The sequence below is a fragment of the Lelliottia sp. genome (assembly GCF_045627565.1).
Taxonomy (GTDB): Bacteria; Pseudomonadota; Gammaproteobacteria; order Enterobacterales; family Enterobacteriaceae; genus Enterobacter.
The window spans coordinates 1-26,673 of the sequence record NZ_JAZQNX010000028.1; the positions used below are offsets into that span (position 1 = coordinate 1).

Here is a 26,673-nt window from a genome sequence, read left to right on the forward strand (position 1 = left end):
GGAAAACTGATGCCACGCCATGAGCTCACCCGCGGGCTTGAAAACCCAGAGGGCTAACGGGCTGTGGCATCAGGTCAAACGCATTGACAGTTTACCCGTCTGTTGACGGGGAACTGAAGTGACTTTAAACATACAAGGGCAACAGGCCGCAGAGGCCGTATGTTTGTCGGGTGGCGGCTTCGCCTTACCCGACTACAAAAACATCAGGTTCCGTAGGCCGGGTAAGCGCAAGCGCCACCCGGCTTTTTTACAGCTGCACGAACCCTTCCTTTGTGCGCAGCCAGCGCGGCGCTTTTAGCGTATCACTGTAAAATCTCACCAAATCCTGCAACAGATCTCCCGCCACTCTCTCATCACTCTTTGATAGCGAACGCGCCAACAGCAATTGCGTTAACAGCTGGCAGTACCTTCCCAGTTGATCCACTTCCGGCTCGAATTCCGGCACATCCAATGGCAGGTCGTCCACCGTAAGGCTTGTTTTTAAATGTTCCGGAACAGGTTCAAGCAGCGTAGGCTGGAGCAGAGCGAGACAGGCAGAGAGTCGTCCACACAGCGCCATCTTCTGGGCGGGATCGTCACATTCAACCAGCACGTCTACGAATCGCTCACAGTTGTCCGCCAGCGCGGTGAAATCGGTGGTGTGATCGAATGGGGTGGTAAATAAAGCGTGAGAAAAGTTAGGGGTAGTAGTCATACGACAGCCTCCAAAGAGTAGTTTTTATCCACCACTGGAGAGGCTAATCTCGCTGGTGGCGGAACCGAGCAGGGTTAGCCTTACCGGCCTCTTCGGATACCGGCGCGTCTTTCGACGCCCCCGCTCGGCCCACCTTTGGAGTGTAGCTAAGCGCGCGACACAAAAAAACTTGTGTCACCGAAGAAGTAAGTCAGGAGGCTAATCCCGACGCCTGATTTTGCAGGCGCGGCAAGAAGATACTGCTTTGCCGATCGGGTGGCAAGAGAGGCTCTGGAAGGCGGCTCGCAAAACGAAATATTATTTTAGGGTGCGGCCTGATGCCCTCACCCCGGCCCTCTCCCACGGGGAGAGGGAGCAAACACTAAAAACGGCAATCTTAGATTGCCGTTTTGCATTTACCTTGCTAGCCCTTCATCCATGCCCGGATCCCATCCAGGAACATCTGCGTCGCCATCATCACCAGAATTAACCCCATCAGGCGCTCCAGCGCGTTCACCCCTTTCTCGCCGAGCAGGCGCAGGAACAGCGACGATTGCAGCAAGATGATAAACGTCCCGCCCCAGGCGATCAGCAGGGCGATCACCAGATGGCTCATCTGATTAGGGTACTGATGCGAGAGCAGCATAAGCGTGGCAAGAATCGTCGGGCCGGCGACTAACGGGATCGCCAGCGGCACGATAAACGGCTCTTCACCTGCAGGCAGGCCGCTGCTGCTGCCTTCGGCGCTTGGGAAAATCATCTTAATGGCGATCAGAAACAGAATAATGCCGCCGGAGATTGAAACCGTTTCGGCGCGCAGATTGAGGAACGCGAGAATTTTTTCACCGGCGAACAGGAAGATAAACATCACCAGCAGCGCGATAAGCAGCTCGCGGATCATGATCGCCCGACGGCGCTTGGGTTCAGTGTGTTTCAGCACCGACATAAAGATGGGCAGGTTGCCGAGTGGATCCATAATCAGGATCAATAGCACCGCTGCGGAAATGATTTCAGTCATTATTTTTATCCCTGATAAAGCCTGTGGTTTCTATTGTAATTAGTGGTATTACTGATCGCAGCGCCATCATCGATTAATTTCGCTTGCGACTTTGGCAGCATTTTGTAATGTGAAGCATATCCCAGTTGAATACTGGTTTGCACAAACAGCACACACCTCTGCAGGAAATAATAGATATGAAAAACGTTGGTTTTATCGGCTGGCGCGGTATGGTCGGCTCTGTACTCATGCAACGCATGGTTGAAGAGCGCGATTTTGACGCCATCCGCCCGGTCTTCTTCTCCACTTCCCAGTTCGGGCAAGCTGCCCCTGCGTTCGGCGGCGCGTCTACGGGCACGCTTCAGGACGCCTTTAATCTGGAAGCGTTGAAAGCGCTCGACATTATCGTGACGTGCCAGGGCGGCGATTATACCAACGAAATTTATCCAAAGCTGCGCGAAAGCGGCTGGCAGGGCTACTGGATTGACGCGGCGTCTTCGCTGCGCATGAAAGACGATGCCATCATTATTCTCGACCCGGTAAACCAGGGCGTGATCACCGACGGCCTGAACAACGGCGTGAAAACCTTTGTGGGCGGCAACTGTACCGTCAGCCTGATGCTGATGTCGCTGGGTGGCTTGTTCGCGCAGGATCTGGTTGATTGGGTTTCCGTTGCAACGTATCAAGCCGCTTCTGGTGGCGGTGCGCGCCACATGCGTGAACTGCTGGCGCAGATGGGCCAGTTGCATCATCACGTGGCGGACGAGCTGGCGAACCCGGCTTCAGCCATTCTGGATATCGAACGTAAAGTGACTCAGCTGAGCCGCAGCGGCGATTTGCCAGTCGATAACTTTGGCGTCCCGCTGGCGGGCAGCCTGATCCCGTGGATCGACAAACAGCTTGATAACGGCCAGAGCCGTGAAGAGTGGAAAGGCCAGGCTGAGACCAACAAGATTCTCAATACCGCCACGGCGATCCCGGTTGATGGTCTATGCGTTCGCGTCGGTGCGCTGCGCTGCCACAGCCAGGCATTCACCATCAAACTGAAAAAAGATGTGTCGATCCCGACCGTGGAAGAATTGCTGGCTGCGCACAACCCGTGGGCGAAAGTGGTGCCAAACGATCGCGACATCACCATGCGCGAACTGACGCCTGCGGCCGTTACCGGCACGCTGACCACCCCGGTGGGCCGTCTGCGTAAGCTCAACATGGGGCCGGAGTATTTATCGGCCTTCACTGTCGGCGACCAACTCCTGTGGGGCGCCGCCGAGCCGCTACGCCGCATGCTACGCCAGCTGGCGTAATAATTTTTTCAACACAGGGGGTGATTTTCACCCCTTTTTTTTGCGTACTACATGGAGTAAAAACGCAGATGTTACATTTTTTATCGGGAGTGATGTAGAGCGTTGGCTATGCTTTAAGGGAGATTGAATTCTTACCTGAGGGTGGGACGGAGCAGATTGGACAATTTTGCTGCATCGTTCAGGTCACATTAAAAGTCGTTCCGGAGCGCTTAAATAGGGCGACATTAAAAAAAACAGGATGAATACCATGTCCGATCGTATTGATAGAGACGTGATAAATGCGCTAATTGCAGGTCATTTTTCCGACCCATTTTCTGTGCTAGGTATGCACCCAACAGAAATGGGGGTGGAAGTCCGTGCGTTGTTACCGGATGCCACCGAAGTGTGGGTCATTGAACCCAAAACCGGACGCAAAGTGGGCAAGCTTGAATGCCTCGATTCGCGCGGTTTCTTTTCAGGCGTGATTCCCCGCCGTAAAAATATCTTCCGTTATCAACTCGCCGTGCTCTGGCATGGGCAAGAAAACCTGATTGACGATCCCTACAGCTTTGGCCCCCTGATCCAGGAAATGGACGCCTGGCTGCTGTCCGAAGGCACCCATTTACGTCCCTACGAAACGCTGGGCGCACATGCCGATACGATGGACGGCATCACCGGAACGCGTTTTTCCGTGTGGGCACCCAATGCGCAGCGCGTGTCTGTTGTGGGGCAGTTCAACTACTGGGATGGTCGCCGCCACCCGATGCGTCTGCGTCGTGAGTCCGGCATCTGGGAGCTGTTTATCCCCGGCGCGCACAATGGCCAACTGTATAAATTCGAGATGATCGATGCCCATGGCAAACTGCGCGTCAAAGCCGATCCGTATGCCTTCGAAGCGCAAATGCGCCCGGCCACCGCCTCGCTGATTTGCGGTCTGCCGGAAAAAGTCGTTCAGAGCGAGGAGCGCAAACAGGCGAATAATTTTGATGCGCCGATTTCTATTTATGAAGTGCATCTCGGCTCATGGCGTCGTCATACCGACAATAATTTCTGGCTGAGCTATCGGGAACTGGCCGATCAGCTGGTGCCGTATGCCAAATGGATGGGCTTTACCCATCTGGAACTGCTGCCGATTAATGAACATCCGTTTGACGGTAGCTGGGGCTATCAGCCAACGGGGTTGTATGCGCCAACGCGCCGTTTCGGGACGCGCGATGACTTCCGCTATTTCATTAACGCCGCCCACGCCGCCGGATTGAGCGTCATTCTCGACTGGGTGCCGGGCCATTTCCCGTCCGATGATTTTGGTCTTTCTGAATTCGACGGCACTGATTTGTACGAACACAGCGATCCGCGCGAAGGCTATCATCAGGACTGGAATACCCTGATTTATAACTACGGGCGTCGCGAAGTGGCGAACTATCTGGTCGGCAATGCGCTGTACTGGATTGAACGCTTTGGCATCGACGCATTGCGCGTGGATGCGGTAGCGTCGATGATTTATCGCGATTACAGCCGCAAAGAGGGCGAGTGGATCCCGAATGAGTACGGCGGTCGTGAAAACCTCGAAGCCATTGAGTTTCTGCGCAACACCAACCGTATTCTCGGCGAGCAGGTGCCGGGTGCGGTGACGATGGCGGAAGAGTCGACCGATTTCCCTGGCGTGTCGCGCCCGCCGTCAATGGGCGGGCTGGGCTTCTGGTACAAGTGGAATCTTGGCTGGATGCACGACACGCTGGATTATTTCAAGCTCGACCCGGTGTTCCGTAAGTATCACCACGACAAACTCACTTTCGGGATGCTCTACAACAACACCGAAAACTTCGTGCTGCCGCTGTCGCACGACGAAGTGGTCCACGGTAAGAAATCGATTCTCGACCGCATGCCAGGCGACGCGTGGCAAAAATTTGCTAACCTGCGCGCCTACTACGGCTGGATGTTTGCCTTCCCCGGTAAAAAACTGCTGTTTATGGGCAATGAATTTGCGCAGGGGCGCGAGTGGAATCACGATTCCAGCCTCGACTGGCATCTGCTGGAAGGCGGCGACAACTGGCATCACGGCGTGCAGCGTCTGGTGCGCGACCTCAACCTGACCTATCGCTATCATAAAGCTTTGCACGAGATGGATTTTGACTCATACGGATTTGAATGGCTGGTGGTGGATGACCACGAGCGCTCGGTGTTTGTTTTTGTCCGTCGCGACAGTGCGGGCAATGAAATCATTGTGGCCAGTAACTTTACGCCTGTACCGCGTCCGCATTATCGCTTTGGCATTAATCAGCCGGGTAAATGGCGCGAAATCCTCAATACCGATTCCAGCCATTATCACGGCAGCAACGCGGGTAATGCGGGCGCGGTTCAGAGCGATGAACACGAAAGCCATGGCCGACCAAACTCGTTGAGCCTCACGCTGCCACCGCTGTCCACCATCTGGCTCGTCCGGGAGGGTGAATGACCCAACTCACGGCAGGAAAACCCGCACCGCTTGGTGCCAGTTTTGACGGCAAAGGGGTGAATTTCACCCTCTTTTCCGCCCATGCGGAGCGGGTAGAACTCTGTGTGTTTGACCGCAAAGGCAACGAGTATCGCTACGATCTGCCTGCGCGCGAAGGGGATATCTGGCACGGCTATCTTGAAGACGGCAAGCCAGGGTTGCGTTACGGTTTTCGCGTCCATGGCCCCTGGCAGCCTGAGCACGGGCTGCGCTTCAATCCGGCCAAATTACTGATTGACCCCTGCGCGCTGCGCGTGGACGGCGATGTCAAAGACGATCCCCTTTTCCTTGATGGTGAGCAGCAGCCCGATCCCCGCGATAGCGCAGCCATTGCGCCCCGAAGCGTGGTCGTGAGTGATGTGTATGACTGGGAAGGGGATAGCTCACCTGACATTCCGTGGAGCAACACGGTGATTTACGAAGCCCACGTGAAAGGGCTGACGTATCTCCATCCGGCGATCCCGAAAGAGATTCGCGGCACCTACAAGGCGCTCGGCCATCCGGTGATGATTGCCTACCTTAAACATCTCGGCATCACCTCGCTTGAGCTTTTACCGATCTGGCATTTTGCCAGCGAACCGCGTTTGCAGCGGCTTGGGCTGACCAATTACTGGGGCTATAACCCGCTGGCGATGTTTGCCCTTGATCCGCGCTACGCCTCGCATCCCGAGAGAGCGCGGGACGAGTTTCGTGATGCCGTAAAAGCGCTGCATCAGGCGGGCATTGAAGTGATTCTGGACGTGGTGCTTAACCACAGTGCGGAACTGGATCTCGACGGACCCACGCTCTCCCTGCGCGGAATCGATAACCGTAGCTATTATTGGATCAGGGAAGATGGCGATTATCACAACTGGACCGGCTGCGGTAACACCCTCAATCTCAGTCATCCGGCGGTGGCGGAGTATGCGCACGCGTGCCTGAAATACTGGGTTGAGACATTCCATATCGACGGTTTCCGCTTCGATCTGGCTTCGGTGATGGGCAGAACGCCAGCGTTCAGCCAACAGGCGCCGTTGCTTGAGGCGATCAAAAACTGTCCCGTGCTCTCGCGTGTGAAGCTGATCGCCGAGCCATGGGATATTGGTGAAGGCGGCTATCAGGTGGGGAATTTCCCGCCGCCGTTTGCGGAGTGGAACGATCATTACCGCGATGCGACGCGCCGCTTTTGGCTCGAAAAAAGTTTGTCGCTGGGTGAGTTTGCCGGACGATTTTCCGCGTCCAGCGATGTGTTTAAGCGTCAGGGGCGAAAACCGTTTTCCACTGTCAATCTGGTGACGGCGCACGACGGATTTACCCTTCGCGACTGCGTTTGTTTCAATCAGAAACACAATGAGGCGAACGGTGAGGAAAATCGCGATGGCACTAACAACAACCACAGTTTCAATCATGGTATAGAAGGGTTAGGCGGTAGTCAGGATGTCATCGAGCGGCGACGCGCCAGCGTCCATGCGCTTCTGACAACATTGCTGCTTTCACAGGGGACGCCAATGTTGTTGGCCGGTGATGAACATGGTCACAGTCAGCACGGCAACAACAATGCGTACTGCCAGGATAACCCCTTAACCTGGCTCGACTGGGAACAGGCGAACAGCGGACTGACGCATTTCACGGCTGCTCTGATTCAGCTTCGCCAGCGTATTCCCGCGCTCACTGCGGATACGTGGTGGGAAGAGGGCGACGGCAACGTCCGCTGGTTGAATAAAGATGCGCAACCGTTGAACGCGCAAGAGTGGCAGAACGGTATGCCATGTCTGCAAATCCTGCTTTCGGATAACTGGCTCATCACGTTTAACGCGACGCAAGATGTCGTTGAGATTGTTTTACCTGACGGGGAGTGGCGCGCCATTCCTCCTTTTGCTGGAGAGGATAATCCGGTGGTGGTGGCTGTCTGGCACGGGCCTGCACACGGAGTGTGTGTATTCCAAAGATGATAAAAAAGGAGTTAGTCATGGTTAGATTAGAGAAGAACGATCCCTTGATGTTAGCGCGCCAGTTACCCTTAAAAACGGTTGCGCTGATTCTTGCCGGTGGACGTGGTACCCGTCTTAAAGATTTGACCATCAAGCGTGCTAAGCCTGCCGTTCACTTTGGTGGTAAGTTCCGCATTATTGATTTTGCGTTGTCAAACTGCCTTAACTCCGGCATCCGCCGTATCGGTGTGATTACTCAGTATCAGTCGCACACGCTGGTGCAGCACATTCAGCGCGGCTGGTCATTTTTCAGCGAAGAGATGAACGAGTTTGTCGATCTGCTTCCGGCCCAGCAGCGCGTTCACGGTGAAAACTGGTATCGCGGTACAGCGGATGCGGTCACGCAAAACCTCGACATCATTCGTCGCTACGGTGCGGAATACATCGTGATCCTCGCAGGCGACCATATTTATAAGCAAGACTACTCGCACATGCTGATCGACCACGTCGAAAAAGGGGCGCGTTGCACCGTGGCGTGTCTGCCGGTGCCCGTTGCTGAAGCGGCGGCGTTTGGCGTCATGGACGTGGACGAAAACGATCTGATTATTGATTTCGTCGAAAAACCGGCGAATCCGCCGACCATGCCGTCAGACCCAACCAAGTCGCTCGCCAGCATGGGTATCTATATCTTTGATGCAGAATACCTTTACGACCTGCTGGAAGAAGATGACAAAGACGAGAACTCCAGCCACGACTTTGGCAAAGACATCATCCCGAAAATTACCAAAGCTGGCATGGCTTATGCACATCCCTTCCCGTTGTCCTGTGTGCAGTCTGACCCAACGGCTGAACCGTACTGGCGCGACGTCGGCACGCTTGAAGCGTACTGGAAAGCGAACCTGGATTTAGCGTCTGTAACGCCTGAGCTGGATATGTATGACCAGAACTGGCCGATTCGCACGCATATGGAATCGCTCCCGCCCGCGAAATTTGTGCAGGACCGTTCCGGAAGCCACGGCATGACCCTGAACTCGCTGGTGTCGGGGGGCTGTATTATTTCTGGTTCAGTCGTTGTGCAATCGGTGCTGTTCCCGCGTGTGCGGATAAATTCCTTCTGCAATATTGATTCGTCAGTATTGCTACCGGATGTGTGGATCGGGCGTTCGTGCCGCTTGCGTCGCTGCGTGATTGACCGCGCCTGTATTATCCCAGAAGGCATGGTGATTGGCGAAAATGCGGAAGAAGACGCGCGTCGTTTTTACCGTTCAGAAGAGGGCATCGTACTGGTCACGCGTGAAATGCTGCGCAAACTGCAGATCAAACAGGAGCGATGATGCAGGTTTTACATGTATGTTCAGAGATGTTCCCGCTGCTGAAAACGGGCGGGTTGGCGGATGTACTCGGCGCATTACCAGCGGCACAAATTGCAGAGGGCATCGACACGCGCGTGTTATTGCCCGCTTTCCCTGATATTCGTCGTGGCATCCCCGACGCTCAGGTGGTCAGCCGTCGCGACACGTTCGCCGGGCGCATCACCCTGCTGTTTGGACATTATAATGGCGTCGGTATTTACCTGATTGACGCGCCGCACCTTTACGATCGTCCAGGGAGTCCGTACCACGACACGAACTTATTCGCTTACACCGACAACGTGCTGCGTTTTGCGCTGCTCGGTTGGGTCGGGGCGGAAATGGCGACTGGTCTGGATCCGTTCTGGCGTCCGGATATTGTCCACGCACACGACTGGCACGCTGGTCTTGCACCGGCTTACCTGGCGGCGCGCGGCCATCCGGCAAAGTCAGTCTTTACGGTGCACAATCTGGCGTATCAGGGTATGTATCATGCCCATCACATGAATGAAATCGATCTGCCATGGTCGTTCTATAACATGCACGGGCTGGAGTTTAACGGGCAGATTTCGTTCCTGAAGGCCGGACTGTATTACGCCGATCATATTACGGCGGTCAGCCCGACGTATGCCCGCGAAATCACCGAACCTGAGTTTGGTTACGGGATGGAAGGGTTGCTGCGTCAACGCCAGCGTGAAGGACGCCTGACGGGCATTCTGAACGGTGTGGACGAAAAAATCTGGAACCCGGAAACCGATCTTCTGCTGGCATCGCGATTTAACCGTGATTCGGTTGAAGATAAGGCCGAGAACAAACGGCAACTGCAAGTGGCGATGGGACTCAAAGTGAACGACAAAGTCCCGCTGTTTGCGGTGGTTAGCCGTCTCACTAGCCAGAAAGGGCTGGATTTGGTGCTCGAAGCGCTCCCTGGATTGCTTGAGCAGGGTGGCCAACTGGCGCTTCTTGGTGCGGGCGATCCGGTATTGCAGGAAGGTTTTCTTGCTGCCGCCGCGGAACACCCGGGGCAAGTCGGTGTGCAGATTGGTTATCACGAGGCGTTCTCCCATCGCATTATGGGCGGTTCCGACGTGATCCTTGTGCCAAGCCGCTTTGAACCGTGTGGTTTAACGCAACTCTACGGATTGAAATACGGCACGCTGCCGTTGGTACGACGCACGGGTGGGCTGGCGGATACGGTGTCCGACACCTCGCTTGAGAATCTGGCGGACGGCATCGCCACCGGATTTGCGTTTGAAGACAGCAATGCCTGGTCGCTTCTAAGGGCGATTCGGCGGGCATTTGTATTATGGTCGCGTCCCTCTTTGTGGCGTTTCGTGCAACGCCAGGCGATGGCGATGGATTTTAGTTGGCACGTTGCGGCGCAGTCCTACCGCGATCTTTATCAACGCTTGAAGTCGTAAGGCGGAGTTACTGATATGAATGCACCATTTAGTTATGCATCCCCGACGCTCAGCATCGAGGCATTAAAACATTCCATCGCCTACAAGCTGATGTTTACGATCGGGAAAGATCCCGTGATCGCCAACAAACACGAGTGGCTCAACGCCACGCTGTTTGCTGTGCGTGACCGTCTGGTGGAACGCTGGCTGCGCTCTAACCGCGCCCAGCTGTCACAGGAAACACGTCAGGTGTATTACCTGTCGATGGAGTTTTTGATTGGTCGCACCCTTTCCAACGCGCTGTTATCGCTCGGTATTTATGACGATGTCAAAAACGCACTGGAAGAGATGGGGTTAGATTTAGAAGAGTTAATCGACGAAGAGAACGACCCCGGTTTAGGCAACGGCGGTTTGGGGCGTCTGGCGGCCTGTTTTCTTGACTCGCTGGCCACGTTGGCGCTGCCTGGGCGCGGGTACGGCATTCGCTACGATTACGGTATGTTCAAGCAAAATATCGTCGACGGGCGTCAGAAAGAGTCACCGGATTACTGGCTGGAATACGGCAACCCGTGGGAATTCAAACGCCACAACACGCGCTATAAAGTGCGTTTTGGCGGGCGTGTCCAGCTCGAAGGTAAAAAGAGCCGCTGGCTCGAAACCGAAGAGATCCTGGCGGTGGCCTATGACCAGATTATCCCTGGCTACGACACCGATGCGACCAACACATTGCGTCTGTGGAATGCGCAGGCCAGTAGCGAAATCAACCTCGGTAAATTCAACCAGGGCGATTACTTCGCGGCGGTGGAAGATAAAAACCACTCCGAAAACGTCTCGCGCGTGCTCTATCCGGATGACTCCACCTATTCCGGGCGCGAGCTGCGGCTGCGTCAAGAGTATTTCCTGGTGTCGTCGACCATCCAGGATATTCTCAACCGCCACTACCAGTTGCATAAAACCTACGACAATCTGGCAGAAAAAACGGCGATTCACCTCAACGACACCCACCCGGTGCTGTCCATTCCAGAGCTGATGCGCCTGCTGATGGATGAGCATAAATTTAGCTGGGAAGAGGCATTTGAAGTCACCTGCCAGGTCTTCTCTTACACCAACCACACGTTGATGAGCGAAGCGCTGGAAAGCTGGCCTGTCGATATGCTCGGCAAAATCCTGCCGCGCCATCTGCAGATCATCTTTGAAATTAATGACTACTTCCTGAAAACGTTACAGGAACAGTATCCCGAAGATACCGGCTTGCTGAGCCGCACGTCGATCATTGATGAATCCAACGGACGTCGCGTACGCATGGCGTGGCTGGCGGTGGTCGTCAGTCATAAAGTGAACGGGGTATCTGAACTGCACTCGAATCTGATGGTGCAATCGCTGTTTGCCGATTTCGCGAAAATCTTCCCGATGCGTTTCTGCAACGTGACGAACGGCGTCACGCCGCGCCGCTGGCTGGCGCTGGCGAACCAGCCGTTGTCGGAAGTGCTGGACGAAAATATTGGTCGCACGTGGCGAACCGATCTCAGCCAACTGAGCGAACTCGAACAGCACATGGATTTCCCGCTGGTGAACAAAGCGGTGCGTGATGCCAAGCTACTGAACAAAAAGCGCTTAGCGGTTTATATGGCGCAGCATCTGAACGTGGTCGCGAACCCGAAAGCGCTGTTCGACGTGCAGATTAAACGTATCCACGAGTACAAACGTCAGCTGATGAACGTGCTGCATGTGATTACGCGCTACAACCGCATTAAGGCCGATCCGACGGCCGAATGGGTGCCGCGCGTGAATATTTTTGCCGGAAAAGCCGCCTCGGCGTACTACATGGCAAAACACATCATTCACCTCATCAATGATGTCGCAAAAGTGATTAACAACGACCCGCAGATTGGCGACAAACTGAAGATCGTGTTTATCCCGAACTACAGCGTGAGCCTGGCGCAGCTGATTATTCCGGCAGCGGATCTCTCCGAACAGATTTCGCTGGCGGGAACGGAAGCATCCGGAACCAGTAACATGAAGTTTGCGCTGAACGGGGCGTTGACGATTGGTACGCTCGATGGTGCAAACGTGGAGATGCTGGAGCACGTTGGAGCGGATAACATCTTTATCTTTGGTAACACGGCGGAAGAGGTGGAAGAACTGCGCAAGCAGGGCTATAAACCGCGTGATTACTACGAGCAGGATGAAGAGCTGCGCGAAGTGCTAACGCAAATCGCCACCGGCGTGTTCAGCCCCGAAGAGCCTGGACGCTACCGTGACCTGGTCGATTCGCTGATTAACTTTGGCGATCATTATCAGGTGCTGGCGGATTTCCGCAGCTACGTGGACTGTCAGGAAAAGGTGGATGAGCTTTATCGTCATCAGGAGGAATGGGCCGCTAAAGCGATGCACAATATCGCCAATATGGGCTATTTCTCGTCGGACAGGACCATCAAAGAGTATGCCGAGAAGATCTGGCATATTGATCCGGTTAGGTTGTAAAAAATCTCACCCTAACCCTCTCTCACGGGGAGAGGGGACTGCCCCGGGCAGTTTTATAGGGCTGGCACAGCGCACCGAAGCAAAAGCAAAAAGGCAACGTATGTTGCCTTTTTTAATGTTTTCTCCCTCTCCCTGTGGGAGAGGGTATCAGACCGAACGGACTCAGGACGCTAACGACAACTCACGCTTTCCCGCATTTTGCGTCAGCCATTGCGCTACTCGAGACTGCTGCTCGGCGTCCAGCCACATCCCTTCTTTCGTACGACGCCAGATTGCATCGTCAAGGCGACGCACCCATTCGTGCTCAACCAGATACCGCAGTTCCGCTTCATACAGTTCGTGCCCAAAATGCTCGCCCAGATCGGCAATACTTTGCGCTTCACCAAGGATCAGCTCGGTGTTGCTGCCATAGGTGCGCGCGAAGTGGCGGGCCATCGATTCGGTAATGAACGGATAGCGGCGGCGCAGTTTTGCGGCGTAATCATCACGGTTACTGCCGATATCACCGCCAGGAAGCGTGGCGCCTTTCGTCCAGGCCGGACCGATATTTTTGTAGTACGGCGTCAGTTTTTCCAATGCATGTTCAGCCAGCTTACGGTAGGTTGTCAGTTTCCCGCCAAATACCGACAGCAGCGGCGCCTGGCCATTCACGTCATGAATATCGAGCGTGTAGTCGCGGGTGATAGCCTGTGGTGAATCTGACTCATCATCGCACAGCGGACGAACGCCAGAGTAAGTCCAGACCACGTCATCGCGCCCCAGCTGTTTCTTGAAGTGCGCGTTATACACCTTCAACAAATAGCCAATTTCGTTCTCGTCGATCTCGACGTTTTTCGGATCGCCGTTGTACTCCACGTCAGTGGTACCAATGATCGAGAAATCATCCATCCACGGAATAACAAACACGATGCGCTTATCTTCGTTTTGCAGGATATAAGCCTGTTTCTGGGTATGCGCACGTGGAACGACGATGTGGCTACCTTTGATCAGGCGAATCCCGTACGGGGAGGGCAGATGCATTCCTTCGTCAAAGAACTGTTTCACCCACGGGCCGGTAGCGTTGACCAGACCGCGCGCCTGCCAGCTGAATTTCTCGCCGGTATCAATGTCTTCGGCGTCGACAATCCACAGGCCGTTTTCACGGCGTGCAGCGGTCGTTCGCGTGCGGGTTTTCACTTCGCCCTCTTTCTTCACCACCATCTGCGCATTGGCCAGAACGAGGCGGGCATCGTCCACCCAGCAGTCAGAATATTCGAAACCGCGCACGATTTCCGGTTTCAGCACCGAATCTGCGCCAAAACGCAAACCGGTAGACGCGGGAAGACTGGTGCGTTTACCCAGATGATCGTACATAAACAGACCGATACGAATCATCCACGCGGGACGCAAATGCGGGCGATGAGGCAGGCGGAAACGCATCGGAATCGCCAGATGCGGAGCCATTTTCAGTAAAACTTCGCGTTCGGCCAGCGCTTCGCTGACCAGACGAAATTCGTAGTGTTCCAGGTAGCGCAGGCCGCCGTGGATCAGTTTGGAGCTGGCGGACGATGTCGCACAGGCGAGATCGTTGGCTTCCAGCATCAATACAGATAAACCGCGTCCTGCGGCATCTGCCGCGATGCCGGCACCGTTGATGCCGCCGCCTATCACAATCAGATCTTTGGTTTCCATGTCACCCTCATGCACTTTCGTTAAAGCTCATAAATGTTCGATATCGCTCATAATAGCAAAGGAACGCGTTTTTGGTAACATCAAAAAAACAATTTTGAGTGATAGAGATAACATAATGGCGTTTAGCCGCCGCCAGGACGTACACTACGCGGTAAAATAGTGCGGCCTGATACCCTCGCTCCAGCCCTCTCCCACGGGGATAGGGGGCTGATTTCCTCACCATGGGGTAATTTTTCTCTCTGAAGGAGAGGGAAACGTCGCACCAACCTGAATAATGAAAAGAGAAAAGTATGGATCAATTTGAATGCATTAATGTCGAAGAAGCCCATCAGAAAATGCATCAGGGAAAGGCGGTGTTGGTGGATATCCGCGATCCGCAAAGCTACGCGATGGGACACACGCCGGGCGCGTTCCACCTGACGAACGACACTCTGGGCACGTTTATGCGCGATAACGATTTTGAAACGCCGGTGATGGTGATGTGCTATCACGGCAACAGCAGCAAAGGTGCGGCGCAGTATCTGCTCCAGCAGGGTTACGATGCGGTCTATAGCGTTGATGGCGGCTTTGACGCGTGGCATCGCCATTTCCCGGCAGAAGTTGAGCACGCGTTTGGGGGCTAAAACCTCTATACTGTCCCCCTTTGTGTGGAACTAAGCGACTGCCGCCCATGTTGATGATTACCTCTTTTACCAATCCGCGCGTCGCTCAGGCGTTTGTCGATTACATGGCGACGCAGGGCGTCGTTCTGACTCTCCAGCAGCATACGCAAACTGACGTCTGGCTGGCGGATGCAAGCCAGGCCGAACGGGTGAATGCTGAGCTGGCGCGTTTCCTTGAGAATCCCGGCGACCCGCGTTATCTGGCTGCGAGCTGGACCAACGGCCATATGGACAGTGGATTGCACTACCAGCGCTTCCCTTTCTTTGCCACCGTGCGCGAACGCGCAGGGCCGTTTACGCTGTTGCTGATGGCAGCCTGCATTCTGGTGTTTATCATCATGAACGTGGTCGGCGATCAACGTGTGATGATCGCCCTGGCGTGGCCGTACGGTCCGGCGGTGCAATACGACGTCTGGCGCTACTTTACCCACGCGCTGATGCATTTCTCGGTTCTGCATATTCTGTTTAACCTGCTGTGGTGGTGGTATCTCGGCGGGGCGGTTGAGAAACGTCTCGGCAGCGGCAAGCTGATTGTGATCACCATTATTAGCGCACTGCTCAGTGGCTATGTGCAGCACAAATTTAGCGGCCCGTGGTTTGGCGGTTTGTCGGGTGTGGTGTACGCCTTGATGGGATATGCCTGGCTTCGCGGTGAACGCGACCCGGAAAGCGGCATTTATATGCAGCGCGGTTTGATAACCTTTGCATTACTATGGCTAATTGCCGGATGGTTTGATCTGTTTGGTATGTCTATCGCGAACGGCGCACATGTCACCGGGCTGGCCGTTGGGCTGGCGATGGCCTTTGCCGATACGCTGAATGCGCGAAAACGAACATAATTCCAGGGATATTTCATGAAACAGACACAGCGACATGACGCCATTATCGAACTGGTTAAAAAACAGGGATACGTCAGCACCGAAGAGTTGGTTGAGCAATTTGCCGTTAGCCCGCAGACCATTCGCCGTGATTTAAACGATCTGGCCGACCAGAACCGTATTTTGCGCCATCATGGCGGCGCGGCCTTGCCGTCCAGCTCGGTGAACACGTCCTGGCACGATCGTAAAGCGACGCAAACGGCCGAGAAAGAACGTATTGCCCATAAAGTAGCGAGCCAAATTCCTAACGGTGCGACGCTATTTATCGATATCGGGACCACGCCAGAAGCGGTGGCGCATGCGCTGCTCAATCATGAAAATCTGCGCATCGTGACCAACAACCTGAACGTGGCCACCACGTTGATGGTCAAGGACGATTTCCGCATCATTCTGGCGGGTGGCGAATTGCGTAGCCGTGACGGCGGAATTATCGGTGAGGCGACGCTCGACTTTATCTCTCAGTTTCGCCTCGATTTCGGCATTCTGGGGATCAGCGGTATCGACAGCGATGGTTCGTTGTTGGAGTTTGATTATCACGAAGTCCGCACCAAACGCGCGATTATCGACAATTCCCGCCACGTTATGCTGGTGGTGGATCACTCCAAGTTTGGGCGTAACGCGATGGTGAACATGGGCAGTATCAGCATGGTGAATGCGGTGTATACCGATGTGATGCCGCCAGCGGGCGTGTTGCAGGTGATCAACGATAACAACGTGCAGCTAGAACTGTGCTGAAGTAAAAACAGAACGGCAACTCAGTTGCCGTTTTAGTGTTTGCTCCCTTTCCCTGTGAGAGAGGGCTGGGATGAGAACATCAAGCCGCATTCCCCTAAACCCCATACCCCATCATTTTCAGCAGCTGTTGCGCATGCTGCACGGCGTCCTGGCGATGCGCCACGCCCAATTTCTGATATAAATTGCGAATGTGCGTTTTGATGGTGGTCGCCGCGACGGCCAGCTCACCCGCAATTTGCTCATTGCTGTAACCAGAATAAATCAGCCCCAGGACCTGCCATTCACGCTGCGTCAGCGGGCTGGTGCGAATCAATTCCGGCACTTCCGGGTGCGTCAGCAGACGTTCGACAAAGTTCTCATCAAAGTGCGCGAATTTATGTCGGTGATGCTGATTTATCTCACGCAAAATACGCTGGGCGCGGTGCTGGTCCAATTCCGGCAACGTATTGAGCTGAATCAGCTGGCGCAGCTGCTGCGCCATGACTTCGCCTTCAATCACAAAGTGGCTGATAAACCCGGTACGATTCGCCAATTGCAGCGCCTCCAGCAACACACGCTGCGCGTCATTTTTACGTCCTGCCTGCCAGTAAAGCTGATTAAGCAGTAGCAGGTTGCGGTTGAGATCGCTCATCAGACGCAGACTGCGGGCATTTTCGTTCAACTCTTCCAGCACGATTTCTGCCGGGTCAAAGTCCCCCAACAGGATCTGCACACGGGCAATATTGCGCCACTGGCTTTGCAGGAAGTGGTTGTTGGCAAACTCTGGTTTTGGCGTCTGGCGCAGCCAGTTGGCGGCAGATTTTTTATCGCCGATCATTTGCCAGTAAATCACCCGCACTTTATCCGCGTTAGACACCCAGTCGCTGTGGTACTGACCATTGCCGAGCAAGTTTTCCAGACGATTAAGATGATTGCGGGCGTTATCCAGATCGCCACGTGCCAGTGAGCACTGAACCAGCAGCGCCAGGCATTGCAGCTGCTGCTGCGGCTGAAACGCGGAAAGCACTTCGACACCGTGACGGGCGGAACTTTCGGCCTCATCCAGACGCGACCACGCCCACAGAAGCTGAGCGCGAATACGCAACAGGAACTCGTGCATCGGCAGCTGTTCCAGGTGCTGATCGTGAATCAACTGGAACGCTTTTTCCTGCGTCTCCCAGGCGGCTTGCAGGAACCCCTGCGCGAATAAAATTTCGCTTTGCTGGATCATGCTCCACAGCGCGTAATGCCAGATATCATGGCGGCGGGCCATCTGTTCCGTTTGTTGCATCAGCGCCAGCGACCGGCTGAGATCGCCTTTACAGTGCAGCACTTCGCCGTGTACCGACGTGGCGACGATCCGACTGTAGAAATTAGCCAGCGGCAGTTCATCGAGGGCGATCATCGCCAGGCGTTCGGCTTCTTCCGGGTCGCCGTCGTTAATCGCGACCTGCGCACGTAAGGCGTTAAATTCACCGTGCAGCGTCGGATCCATTTCGCCCTTCATCTCTTGTTCGGCGCGCGCCAGCAGCATGTTCACTTCGCTGTAGCGGTGCTGGCTTTGCATCAGCCAGGCCTGCAAAAGCACCAGACGCGGATTTTCCAGCAGGCTTTCCCACGGCAACGCGCGCAATGACTCTTCAAGCAGCGTCAGCTCGCTATGATTAAACAGGCCCCACGCATGGTTGAGCAAAATATCGCGCAGCATATTGGCGTCGCCCGCGGCCAGAGCATGATGAATGGCTTCGCTCGGGAAGCCTTGCGCCATCCAGCTTTCTGCGGCTGAGCGGTGAACTTCAGGTAATTCTGTTGCGAGTTCCCACTGACAGCGTTGGCGCAGGAAGCTGCCAAACAGCGGGTGGAAGCTGAACCATTCGCCCGAGTCGTCCATGCGTTGCAGGAACAGGCCCTGACGTTCAATTTCTTCGAGGCGCATTTGCCCGTTGTCTTCGCCGGTGACGCGCACAATGAGCGCATCGTTCATCGAGCGCAGCAGCGAGCTTTTCAGCAAGAACTGGCGGGTGGCGGGATCGACGCTGTCCAGAACTTCATCGACCAGATAATCGGATAAATGGCTGGCGTTGATACCTGACAGACGACGCGCTGACTGATGCGTCGGGCTGTTATTTTGTCGCGCCGAGAGGGCGATCAGCTGTAACGCGGTCGCCCAGCCCGCAACGTCATCGCACAGGCGGCTGCTTTCTGCGGCTTCAATAGGCGAGCTGAGTCGACAATCGAAAAACTGTTTGGCTTCCTGATGGTTAAAGGAAAGTTGTTGGCTGCCCACTTCCAGCAATTGATCGCGTACGCGCAGGTTGGCGATACCTAACTGCGGCAAGTTACGCGACAGCACGACCAGCGTCAGGTTTTCCGGCTGATGGCGCAGGAAGAAGCGCATGGATTCATGGATGACCGGGTTGGTGATCAGATGATAATCATCAATCACCAGATAAAGCGGGCGATGCCATTCGGCAAGTTCGATAAAAAGCTGTGCGAAAAGCGACGAAAGACTCGCGTACTGGCGCTTTTGCACCATGATTTCGCTGGTGACGCAGTGCCCGTTCGTGGCCTGCTGAATGGCGGCAATCAAATAGCTGGCGAAACGCTCTGGCTGGTTATCCCCTTCATCAAGAGAGTACCACCCTAAATCGCTTTTGCCGGAGGCCCACTGAGAAATGAGCGTCGTTTTTCCATAGCCTGCAGGGCTCGTTACCAGCGCCAGTCGGAAATTATTCGCGCCGGAAAGTTTCGCCAACAGACGTTCGCGGACCACGGTATGGTCAAGACGAACCGGGCGACTTAATTTGGACGGAATCAACATAAGTTTTCACTTCACTGTGGGGAAACGAGGAAATCGATTTTTTTTGGGCTTCGTAATTAATAGATATAAGGTCGGCCAGAAAGAGAACTATTGCAAGTTATGTCCGACTTTTCTGTGCCTTAATTTGCACTCTGTCACAATTTTATTTCGATCGGGGTGGGAACTTTTCGATATGCCCTATAAACCGCGTGGGTGCTGGCTTGTATGCATTTAGTGCGGTTAAACTGAAATCGGTTTCAGTCTGCCAGATACGCGTCAACGTTATAAATTTTCTGTGCCGGAGCGATAATAAAATAACGCGCCTGAATAATTACAAAATTCATAAATATTATTTCACGTAAACATTTATTTCTGGCTCATTTAATTTCATCCGAAACTGCATTTCATTTTTTTGACACTCTTCCGATTTATCCTGACGCCGAATGGGCACACTCGTTCTATGCTCAAGAGTGGCCTTGATCACACTTTAGCGCTCATCCCTGCTACTCCTCCCTGTCTAATCCCCGTCAGGAGGAGGAAGAGATAACATGAGCCAGGCACACTAGCGCCAATATCTTTACTTTATCTACAGGATGCCGATTCCCTATGTCACAGCCTACCTTCAATAAAGATCACTTTCAGGCAGCCCTGACGCGTCAGTGGCAGCGTTTTGGTTTGCACGCGGCAGAAGACATGACGCCTCATCAGTGGTGGCAGGCGGTGAGCGGTGCGCTGGCTGAATTGCTCAGCGCGCAGCCCGTAGCGAAGCCAGTGAAAAACCAGCGTCACGTCAACTACATCTCCATGGAGTTCCTGATTGGTCGTCTGACCGGGAATAACCTGCTGAATCTTGGCTGGTATCAGGAGGTGAGCGAGGTGCTCAACGAGCACAATATCCATCTGACGGATCTGCTGGAAGAAGAGACCGATCCCGGTCTTGGTAATGGCGGTCTGGGGCGTCTGGCGGCGTGTTTCCTGGATTCCATGGCGACCGTGGGACAATCCGCGACCGGTTATGGCCTGAACTATCAGTACGGCTTGTTCCGTCAGTCTTTTGCGGATGGCCATCAGATTGAAGCGCCGGACGACTGGCACCGCGGTACCTATCCGTGGTTCCGTCACAATGCGCAGCTCGACGTGCAGGTGGGGATCGGCGGCAAAGTGTCGAAGCAGGGCCACTGGGTACCGGATTTTGTCATTACCGGCGAAGCCTGGGATCTGCCGGTTCTGGGCTACCGCAATGGCGTTGCGCAGCCGCTGCGTCTGTGGCAGGCGAAGCACGCGCATCCCTTTAACCTGACCAAATTTAACGACGGTGATTTCCTGCGCGCTGAGCAGCAGGGTATCGATGCAGAAAAACTGACCAAAGTGCTCTACCCGAACGACAACCATCTGGCCGGCAAAAAGCTGCGCCTGATGCAGCAGTATTTCCAGTGCGCCTGCTCCGTAGCCGACATTTTGCGTCGCCATCATCTGGAAGGACGCAAGCTGGCGGAACTGCCGGATTACGAAGTGATTCAGTTGAACGACACGCACCCGACAATTGCGATTCCTGAGCTGCTGCGCGTGCTGATCGATGAGCACCAACTGAGCTGGGAGGCTGCCTGGTCGATCACCAGTCGTACCTTCGCGTACACCAACCATACCCTGATGCCAGAGGCGCTGGAGTGTTGGGATGAGAAGCTGGTGAAAGCGCTGCTGCCGCGTCACATGCAGATAATCAATCAGATCAACGACCAGTTTAAAGTGCTGGTGAAGAAAACCTGGCCGGGCGACAAAGACGTCTGGGCGAAGCTGGCCGTGGTGCATGACAAACAGGTTCGTATGGCTAATATGTGCGTGGTCAGCGGCTTTGCGGTGAACGGTGTGGCGGCGTTGCACTCCGATCTGGTGGTCAAAGATCTGTTCCCGGAATATCACCAGCTGTGGCCAAACAAATTCCATAACGTGACTAACGGCATCACGCCGCGTCGCTGGATCAAACAGTGCAACCCGGCGCTCGCCGCGCTGCTGGATAAAACGCTGAAAAAAGAGTGGGCCAACGATCTCGACCAGCTCATCAATCTGGAAAAACAGGCCGACGACGCGAAATTCCGTGCCAAATACCGCGCGATTAAGTTGGATAACAAAGTCCGTCTGGCAGAGTTTGTGAAAGTGCGCACGGGCGTTGAAATCAACCCCCATGCCATTTTTGATATCCAGATTAAACGTCTGCATGAATACAAACGCCAGCACCTGAACCTGCTGCACATTCTGGCGCTGTACAAAGAGATTCGCGAGAACCCGAGCGCCGATCGCGTGCCGCGCGTGTTCCTGTTTGGCGCGAAAGCCGCACCGGGTTACTACCTGGCGAAAAACATTATCCTCGCCATCAATAAAGTGGCTGAAACTGTCAATAACGATCCTGCCGTGGGCGATAAGCTCAAAGTGGTATTCCTGCCGGATTATTGCGTCTCTGCCGCTGAACTGCTGATTCCGGCGGCGGATGTCTCCGAGCAGATTTCTACGGCGGGCAAAGAAGCGTCTGGTACCGGCAACATGAAGCTGGCGCTTAACGGGGCATTGACCGTGGGCACGCTGGACGGTGCGAACGTTGAAATCGCCGAACAGGTGGGCGAAGAAAATATCTTTATCTTCGGTCATACCGTAGAGCAGGTGAAGGCGCTCAAAGCCAAAGGCTACGATCCGCTGAAATGGCGTAAAAAAGACAAAGTGCTGGATGCGGTACTCAAAGAGCTGGAAAGCGGAAAATACAGCGATGGTGATAAGCACGCGTTTGACCAGATGCTGCACAGCATCGGCAAACAGGGCGGTGACCCGTATCTGGTGATGGCCGACTTTACCGCTTACGTTGACGCGCAAAAGCAGGTTGATGTGTTGTACCGCGACCAGGACGCCTGGACCCGTGCGTGCATTCTGAACACCGCGCGCTGCGGGATGTTCAGCTCTGACCGCTCAATCCGTGATTATCAGGCCCGTATCTGGCAGGCAAAACGCTAAGGAAGCGCGATGGATAGCAAACGTCTGGATAATGCCGCGCTGGCGGCGGGGATCAGCCCCAGTTATATCAATGCTCACGGCAAACCGCAGTCAATTGGCGCTGAAACCAAAAGACGTTTGCTGGATGCCATGCACAAGGCAAAACCCGTCGCGAAAGCGGCGGTAAGCCCGGTTCCTGTCGTTAAGGTCTTTACCCATGGCAAAAAAATGCCGTTACCGATTGAAGGCAAAGGGGAATTTAGCTGGGAGCTGACCACCGAAGACGGTCACCAGCATAACGGCCACGCCACGGGGGGGAAAACACTGGCTCTTCCGGCAAAACTGCCGGAGGGCTACCACACCCTGACGCTCACTCAGGACAACCAACGCTTCGCGTGTCGGGTGATCGTCGCGCCGAAACGCTGCTATGAACCGCAGGCGTTGCTTGAAGGCAAAAAGCTGTGGGGCGCTTGCGTGCAGCTTTATACCCTGCGTTCGGACGATAACTGGGGCATCGGCGATTTTGGCGATCTGAAAAAGATGCTGGGAGAAGTGGGTAAACGCGGCGGCGCGTTTATCGGCCTGAACCCGATTCACGCGCTTTATCCGGCCAACCCGGAAAGTGCCAGCCCGTACAGCCCGTCGTCCCGTCGCTGGATGAACGTGATTTATATCGATGTTAACGCGCTGGATGATTTCAAAAAGAGCAAAGACGCGCAGGCGTGGTGGAAACTCAGCACTACGCAGCAGATGTTGAAGCAGGCGCGTGACGCGGATTGGGTTGATTATTCCACCGTCACGTCGCTCAAACTGGCAGCGCTGCGTCTGGCGTGGAAAGGCTTCTCAACGCGCGATGACGACCAGATGACGGCCTTTCGCCAGTTTATCGCTCAGGAAGGTGAAAGCCTCTACTGGCAAGCGGCGTTTGATGCGCTGCATGCGTATCAGGTGAAAGAGGATGAAATGCGCTGGGGCTGGCCGGTGTGGCCAGAGGCGTATCAGTCTGTTGATTCCCCAGAAGTGAAAGCGTTCTGCAAAAAGCACGCTGATGAAGTGGACTTTTTCCTGTGGCTGCAATGGCTGGCCTACAGTCAGTTTGCGGCCTGCTGGCAGCAAAGCCAGGGCGACAATATGCCGATTGGCCTGTATCGCGATCTGGCCGTCGGCGTGGCGGAAGGCGGGGCGGAAACCTGGTGTGACCGCGAGCTGTACTGCCTGAAAGCGTCAGTTGGCGCGCCGCCGGACATTCTGGGGCCGCTAGGGCAAAACTGGGGGTTGCCGCCGATGGACCCGCATGTGATGGTCGCGCGGGCTTACGAACCGTTTATCGATCTGCTGCGCGCCAACATGCAAAACTGCGGGGCATTGCGTATCGACCATGTGATGTCGGTACTGCGTTTGTGGTGGATCCCCTACGGGGAAACGGCTGACCATGGCGCGTATGTGCAATATCCGGTGGATGATCTGCTGTCCATCCTCGCGCTCGAAAGCAAGCGTCACCACTGCATGGTGATTGGCGAGGATCTTGGCACCGTGCCGGTTGAAATCGTCAGCAAATTACGCGACAGTGGCGTTTATTCCTACAAAGTACTGTATTTCGAGAGTGATCATGAGAAGACGTTCCGTTCGCCGAAAGCGTACCCTGAACAATCAATGGCTGTCGCGACAACGCATGATCTTCCTACGCTGCGAGGCTATTGGGAAAGCGGCGATCTCACGCTTGGCAAAACGCTAGGCCTGTATCCTGACGAAGTGGTGCTGCGCGGTCTGTATCAGGATCGCGAACTGGCAAAACAGGGTCTACTGGATGCGCTGCGTAAGCATGGCTGTTTGCCAAAGCGTACCGGGCATAAGGCCTCGTTGATGTCGATGACCGCGACGTTAAATCGTGGAATGCAGCGTTACATCGCCGACAGCAACAGTGCGTTGCTTGGGCTTCAGCCGGAAGACTGGCTGGGCATGGCGGAGCCGGTGAACATACCGGGCACCAGTTATCAGTACAAAAACTGGCGGCGCAAACTGTCCACAACGCTTGAAAAGATGTTTGCCGATGAAGGGGTGAACAAGCTGATTAAAGATTTGGATAAACGCAGAAAGGCCGTCGTCAAAAAGAAATAAAAAAACCCGCCAACCGGCGGGTTTTTTCTTTTAAATCACCATGTTCAGCAGTAGAACCCCGATAAGGCCGCACACCGAGATAATGGTTTCCAGCACTGACCAGGACTTGATGGTCTCGCCGATAGTCAGGTTGAAGTATTCCTTGAACAGCCAGAAGCCTGGATCGTTCACGTGGGAGAAAATCACGCTACCGGAACCGACCGCGATAACCATCAGCTCTGGGCTCACGCCGGTTGTCGCAATCAGCGGAGCCGCGATGCCGCCTGCAGTAATCGCCGCCACGGTCGCAGAACCCAGCGCGATACGCAGAACCGCAGCAATCGACCAGGCCATCAGCAGCGGAGAAATATTAGTGGAATGCATCATGGAGGCGATGTATTTGTCCACGCCGCTGTCGACCAGAACCTGTTTGAACGCACCGCCACCGCCGATGATCAACAGCATCATGGCAATGATTTTGATGGAAGAGGTCAGCGTTTCGTTGATCTGATCCATATTGCGGCCACGATTCAGACCAAAGGTAAACAGGGCAATCAGCACCGCAATCAGCGTCGCCATTACCGGGTCACCCAGGAATTCCGCAACGGACAGGAATGGATGGCCTTTTGGCAGAATCATCTCGGCAACCGCACGCATCGCCATCAGAACAACTGGTACCAGCGAGGTCCAGACGCTGACGCCAAAGCTTGGCATCTCTTCTTCAGTGAAGGTTTTCGCGCTGTACAGGCCTTCAGGAATCGGCTTGTCGATGCCTTTCAGGCAGCGAGCAAATACCGGGCCGGCCAGAATAACGGTTGGGATCGCCAGAATCGTACCAAACAGCAGGGTTTTACCCATATCTGCGTGGAAAATGGTCGCGATCGCGGTTGGACCCGGGTGAGGGGGCAGGAAGCCGTGGGTGACAGACAGCGCAGCCGCCATCGGCACACCGACATACAGCAGCGGAATGTTAGCGGCAGCCGCGATGGTGAAGACCAGCGGAAGCATCAGCACGAAGCCCACTTCGTAGAACAGGGCAAAACCCACCGTGAAGCCGGTTAATACCACGGCCCACTGGATGTGCTGTTTGCCGAATTTGGCAATCAACGTGGTGGCGATACGCTGCGCACCGCCGCAGTCTGCCAGCATTTTGCCGAGCATGGCCCCGAAGCCCATAATCAGCGCCAGGCTGCCGAGCGTTCCGCCCACACCTGCTTTGATTGAGCTAATAACTTTTACCAGCGGCATCCCTTGCATCAAACCGACTGCGAGTGCCACCAGAACCAGAGCGATGAACCCGTTCAGTTTGAAACGGATCATCAAGAGCAGTAATAAGACAACACCGATAGCGACGATAACTAATGGCATGATTGACCTGGCCTATGATTTGTTATGGGTAACGTCATTGTTTCAACGACACTTTCCGATTGTCCCAACTGGGAACAGAGTGGTTACGGCACTAATACTGATTGCCTGCGAAACCATTAAGTTTAGTCGGCTGTTATGAGGGTGCTTAGTGCTTGGGCGAATGATACGGGTAACATCTATCGATTGAGAATCACCCTGGAGGGCAAAATTTGAATTATGAGACACAGGTCATGTTATAGCGGGAAGGGGAAATGCGGCCCGGCAGCGGGAAGATTGCCGGGCTGAGACAGACGGGAGCTTAGTAGTAGGAGTGCTCGCCGCGCTGGTGTTCGGTGAGGTCGCGAACGCCTTTCAGCTCCGGGAACTCGTTCAGCATCTGCTTCTCGATGCCTTCTTTGAGGGTCACGTCGACCATGGAACAGCCGTTACAGCCGCCGCCAAACTGCAGGATCGCTAAGCCGTCTTCGGTGATTTCCATCAGCGTTACACGACCACCGTGGCCCGCCAGCTGTGGGTTAATCTGCGATTGCAGCAGATATTCCACACGTTCCATCAGCGGCGCATCGTCAGACACTTTCCGCATTTTGGCGTTTGGCGCTTTCAGCGTCAGCTGAGAACCGAGCTGGTCGGTAACAAAATCGATTTCCGCATCGTCAAGATACGGTGCGCTCAACTCATCGACATAGGCGGTGAGCAGCTCAAATTTAAGGGCAGTGTCAGATGCTTCCACAGCGTCCGGGGGACAATAAGAAACACCGCATTCTGCATTCGGAGTGCCTGGATTGATCACAAACACGCGGATCTGCGTCCCTTCTTCCTGATTTGCCAGCAGTTTGGCAAAGTGCGCTTGTGCAGAATCGGAAATACGGATCATAGCTTTGGCCTAATAGTTGACTAAAATACTTGGGTATTAT

At 54.6% G+C, this 26,673-nt stretch carries 17 protein-coding genes; 11 read left to right on the plus strand and 6 right to left on the minus strand.

Annotated features, from left to right (window positions below; all coding sequences use genetic code 11):
* Positions 1-247 precede the first annotated feature (247 nt).
* A complete protein-coding gene (locus ACKI5T_RS15410) occupies positions 248-694 on the minus strand; it encodes a hypothetical protein (RefSeq protein WP_407438553.1) in 447 nt (148 codons plus the stop codon).
* Between the two features lie 403 nt (positions 695-1,097).
* Positions 1,098-1,691, minus strand: a complete 594-nt coding sequence (gene yhgN / locus ACKI5T_RS15415; RefSeq protein WP_015960802.1) for an NAAT family transporter YhgN — start codon at positions 1,689-1,691, stop codon at positions 1,098-1,100.
* 176 nt (positions 1,692-1,867) lie between these two features.
* On the opposite strand from yhgN, the gene asd reads away from it, so the two are divergent.
* The 6 genes from asd (at position 1,868) to glgP (ending at position 12,590) form a co-directional block, all read left to right on the plus strand.
* Positions 1,868-2,974 carry an aspartate-semialdehyde dehydrogenase gene (gene asd / locus ACKI5T_RS15420; RefSeq protein WP_235134220.1) on the plus strand — a complete coding sequence of 369 codons (1,107 nt, stop codon included), beginning with the start codon at positions 1,868-1,870 and terminating at the stop codon, positions 2,972-2,974.
* A gap of 247 nt (positions 2,975-3,221) precedes the next feature.
* Positions 3,222-5,408, plus strand: coding sequence for a 1,4-alpha-glucan branching enzyme (gene glgB / locus ACKI5T_RS15425; protein ID WP_407438555.1), 2,187 nt, complete (start codon positions 3,222-3,224; stop codon positions 5,406-5,408).
* Positions 5,405-7,378, plus strand: coding sequence for a glycogen debranching protein GlgX (gene glgX, locus ACKI5T_RS15430; RefSeq protein WP_407438557.1), 1,974 nt, complete (start codon positions 5,405-5,407; stop codon positions 7,376-7,378). Before glgB ends, glgX begins: the two co-directional genes overlap by 4 nt.
* A gap of 17 nt (positions 7,379-7,395) precedes the next feature.
* On the plus strand, positions 7,396-8,691 hold the full coding sequence (gene glgC, locus ACKI5T_RS15435) for a glucose-1-phosphate adenylyltransferase (RefSeq protein ID WP_015960798.1): 1,296 nt from the start codon (positions 7,396-7,398) through the stop codon (positions 8,689-8,691).
* Positions 8,691-10,127, plus strand: coding sequence for a glycogen synthase GlgA (gene glgA, locus ACKI5T_RS15440; RefSeq protein ID WP_407438658.1), 1,437 nt, complete (start codon positions 8,691-8,693; stop codon positions 10,125-10,127). The genes glgC and glgA overlap by 1 nt, the downstream gene beginning before the upstream one ends.
* A gap of 15 nt (positions 10,128-10,142) precedes the next feature.
* Positions 10,143-12,590: a glycogen phosphorylase gene (gene glgP, locus ACKI5T_RS15445; protein WP_407438560.1), complete on the plus strand. Its 2,448-nt coding sequence runs from the start codon at positions 10,143-10,145 to the stop codon at positions 12,588-12,590.
* Between the two features lie 162 nt (positions 12,591-12,752).
* Here the strand turns inward: glgP and glpD are convergent, their stop codons facing one another.
* A complete protein-coding gene (gene glpD / locus ACKI5T_RS15450) occupies positions 12,753-14,261 on the minus strand; it encodes a glycerol-3-phosphate dehydrogenase (protein ID WP_407438562.1) in 1,509 nt (502 codons plus the stop codon).
* 290 nt (positions 14,262-14,551) lie between these two features.
* Here glpD and glpE point away from each other — a divergent pair, with 290 nt between their 5' ends.
* Genes glpE through ACKI5T_RS15465 form a run of 3 tightly spaced genes read left to right on the plus strand, consistent with a single transcriptional unit; the run spans position 14,552 to position 16,536 of the window.
* A complete protein-coding gene (gene glpE, locus ACKI5T_RS15455) occupies positions 14,552-14,884 on the plus strand; it encodes a thiosulfate sulfurtransferase GlpE (protein ID WP_015960794.1) in 333 nt (110 codons plus the stop codon).
* A gap of 47 nt (positions 14,885-14,931) precedes the next feature.
* Entirely contained in the window at positions 14,932-15,762 is an 831-nt protein-coding gene (glpG, locus tag ACKI5T_RS15460) for a rhomboid family intramembrane serine protease GlpG (protein WP_407438564.1), read from the plus strand.
* A gap of 15 nt (positions 15,763-15,777) precedes the next feature.
* A complete protein-coding gene (locus ACKI5T_RS15465; RefSeq protein ID WP_235134213.1) occupies positions 15,778-16,536 on the plus strand; it encodes a DeoR/GlpR family transcriptional regulator in 759 nt (252 codons plus the stop codon).
* A 94-nt stretch (positions 16,537-16,630) separates the two neighbouring features.
* Here ACKI5T_RS15465 and malT read toward each other — a convergent pair whose 3' ends face one another.
* Positions 16,631-19,336, minus strand: coding sequence for an HTH-type transcriptional regulator MalT (malT, locus tag ACKI5T_RS15470; RefSeq protein ID WP_407438567.1), 2,706 nt, complete (start codon positions 19,334-19,336; stop codon positions 16,631-16,633).
* Positions 19,337-19,921: 585 nt separating this feature from the next.
* Between malT and malP the strand changes: the two genes are divergently transcribed.
* Positions 19,922-22,315, plus strand: coding sequence for a maltodextrin phosphorylase (gene malP / locus ACKI5T_RS15475; protein ID WP_407438569.1), 2,394 nt, complete (start codon positions 19,922-19,924; stop codon positions 22,313-22,315).
* A gap of 9 nt (positions 22,316-22,324) precedes the next feature.
* Positions 22,325-24,412: a 4-alpha-glucanotransferase gene (gene malQ / locus ACKI5T_RS15480; protein WP_407438570.1), complete on the plus strand. Its 2,088-nt coding sequence runs from the start codon at positions 22,325-22,327 to the stop codon at positions 24,410-24,412.
* Positions 24,413-24,442: 30 nt separating this feature from the next.
* On the opposite strand, the gene gntT is transcribed toward malQ, so the two are convergent.
* Together gntT and nfuA are read right to left on the minus strand one after the other, a co-directional pair.
* A complete protein-coding gene (gntT, locus tag ACKI5T_RS15485; RefSeq protein WP_015960788.1) occupies positions 24,443-25,759 on the minus strand; it encodes a gluconate transporter in 1,317 nt (438 codons plus the stop codon).
* Positions 25,760-26,057: 298 nt separating this feature from the next.
* A complete protein-coding gene (nfuA, locus tag ACKI5T_RS15490; protein ID WP_015960787.1) occupies positions 26,058-26,633 on the minus strand; it encodes a Fe-S biogenesis protein NfuA in 576 nt (191 codons plus the stop codon).
* Between the last annotated feature and the right edge of the window lie 40 nt (positions 26,634-26,673).

Excerpts from the sequence above, each read along its gene's own strand:
- ACKI5T_RS15410 (WP_407438553.1), bottom strand. The coding sequence starts at position 694 with ATGACTACTACCCCTAACTTTTCTCACGCTTTATTTACCACCCCATTC.
- yhgN (WP_015960802.1), bottom strand. The coding sequence starts at position 1,691 with ATGACTGAAATCATTTCCGCAGCGGTGCTATTGATCCTGATTATGGAT.
- asd (WP_235134220.1), top strand. The coding sequence starts at position 1,868 with ATGAAAAACGTTGGTTTTATCGGCTGGCGCGGTATGGTCGGCTCTGTA.
- glgB (WP_407438555.1), top strand. The coding sequence starts at position 3,222 with ATGTCCGATCGTATTGATAGAGACGTGATAAATGCGCTAATTGCAGGT.
- glgX (WP_407438557.1), top strand. The coding sequence starts at position 5,405 with ATGACCCAACTCACGGCAGGAAAACCCGCACCGCTTGGTGCCAGTTTT.
- glgC (WP_015960798.1), top strand. The coding sequence starts at position 7,396 with ATGGTTAGATTAGAGAAGAACGATCCCTTGATGTTAGCGCGCCAGTTA.
- glgA (WP_407438658.1), top strand. The coding sequence starts at position 8,691 with ATGCAGGTTTTACATGTATGTTCAGAGATGTTCCCGCTGCTGAAAACG.
- glgP (WP_407438560.1), top strand. The coding sequence starts at position 10,143 with ATGAATGCACCATTTAGTTATGCATCCCCGACGCTCAGCATCGAGGCA.
- glpD (WP_407438562.1), bottom strand. The coding sequence starts at position 14,261 with ATGGAAACCAAAGATCTGATTGTGATAGGCGGCGGCATCAACGGTGCC.
- glpE (WP_015960794.1), top strand. The coding sequence starts at position 14,552 with ATGGATCAATTTGAATGCATTAATGTCGAAGAAGCCCATCAGAAAATG.
- glpG (WP_407438564.1), top strand. The coding sequence starts at position 14,932 with ATGTTGATGATTACCTCTTTTACCAATCCGCGCGTCGCTCAGGCGTTT.
- ACKI5T_RS15465 (WP_235134213.1), top strand. The coding sequence starts at position 15,778 with ATGAAACAGACACAGCGACATGACGCCATTATCGAACTGGTTAAAAAA.
- malT (WP_407438567.1), bottom strand. The coding sequence starts at position 19,336 with ATGTTGATTCCGTCCAAATTAAGTCGCCCGGTTCGTCTTGACCATACC.
- malP (WP_407438569.1), top strand. The coding sequence starts at position 19,922 with ATGTCACAGCCTACCTTCAATAAAGATCACTTTCAGGCAGCCCTGACG.
- malQ (WP_407438570.1), top strand. The coding sequence starts at position 22,325 with ATGGATAGCAAACGTCTGGATAATGCCGCGCTGGCGGCGGGGATCAGC.
- gntT (WP_015960788.1), bottom strand. The coding sequence starts at position 25,759 with ATGCCATTAGTTATCGTCGCTATCGGTGTTGTCTTATTACTGCTCTTG.
- nfuA (WP_015960787.1), bottom strand. The coding sequence starts at position 26,633 with ATGATCCGTATTTCCGATTCTGCACAAGCGCACTTTGCCAAACTGCTG.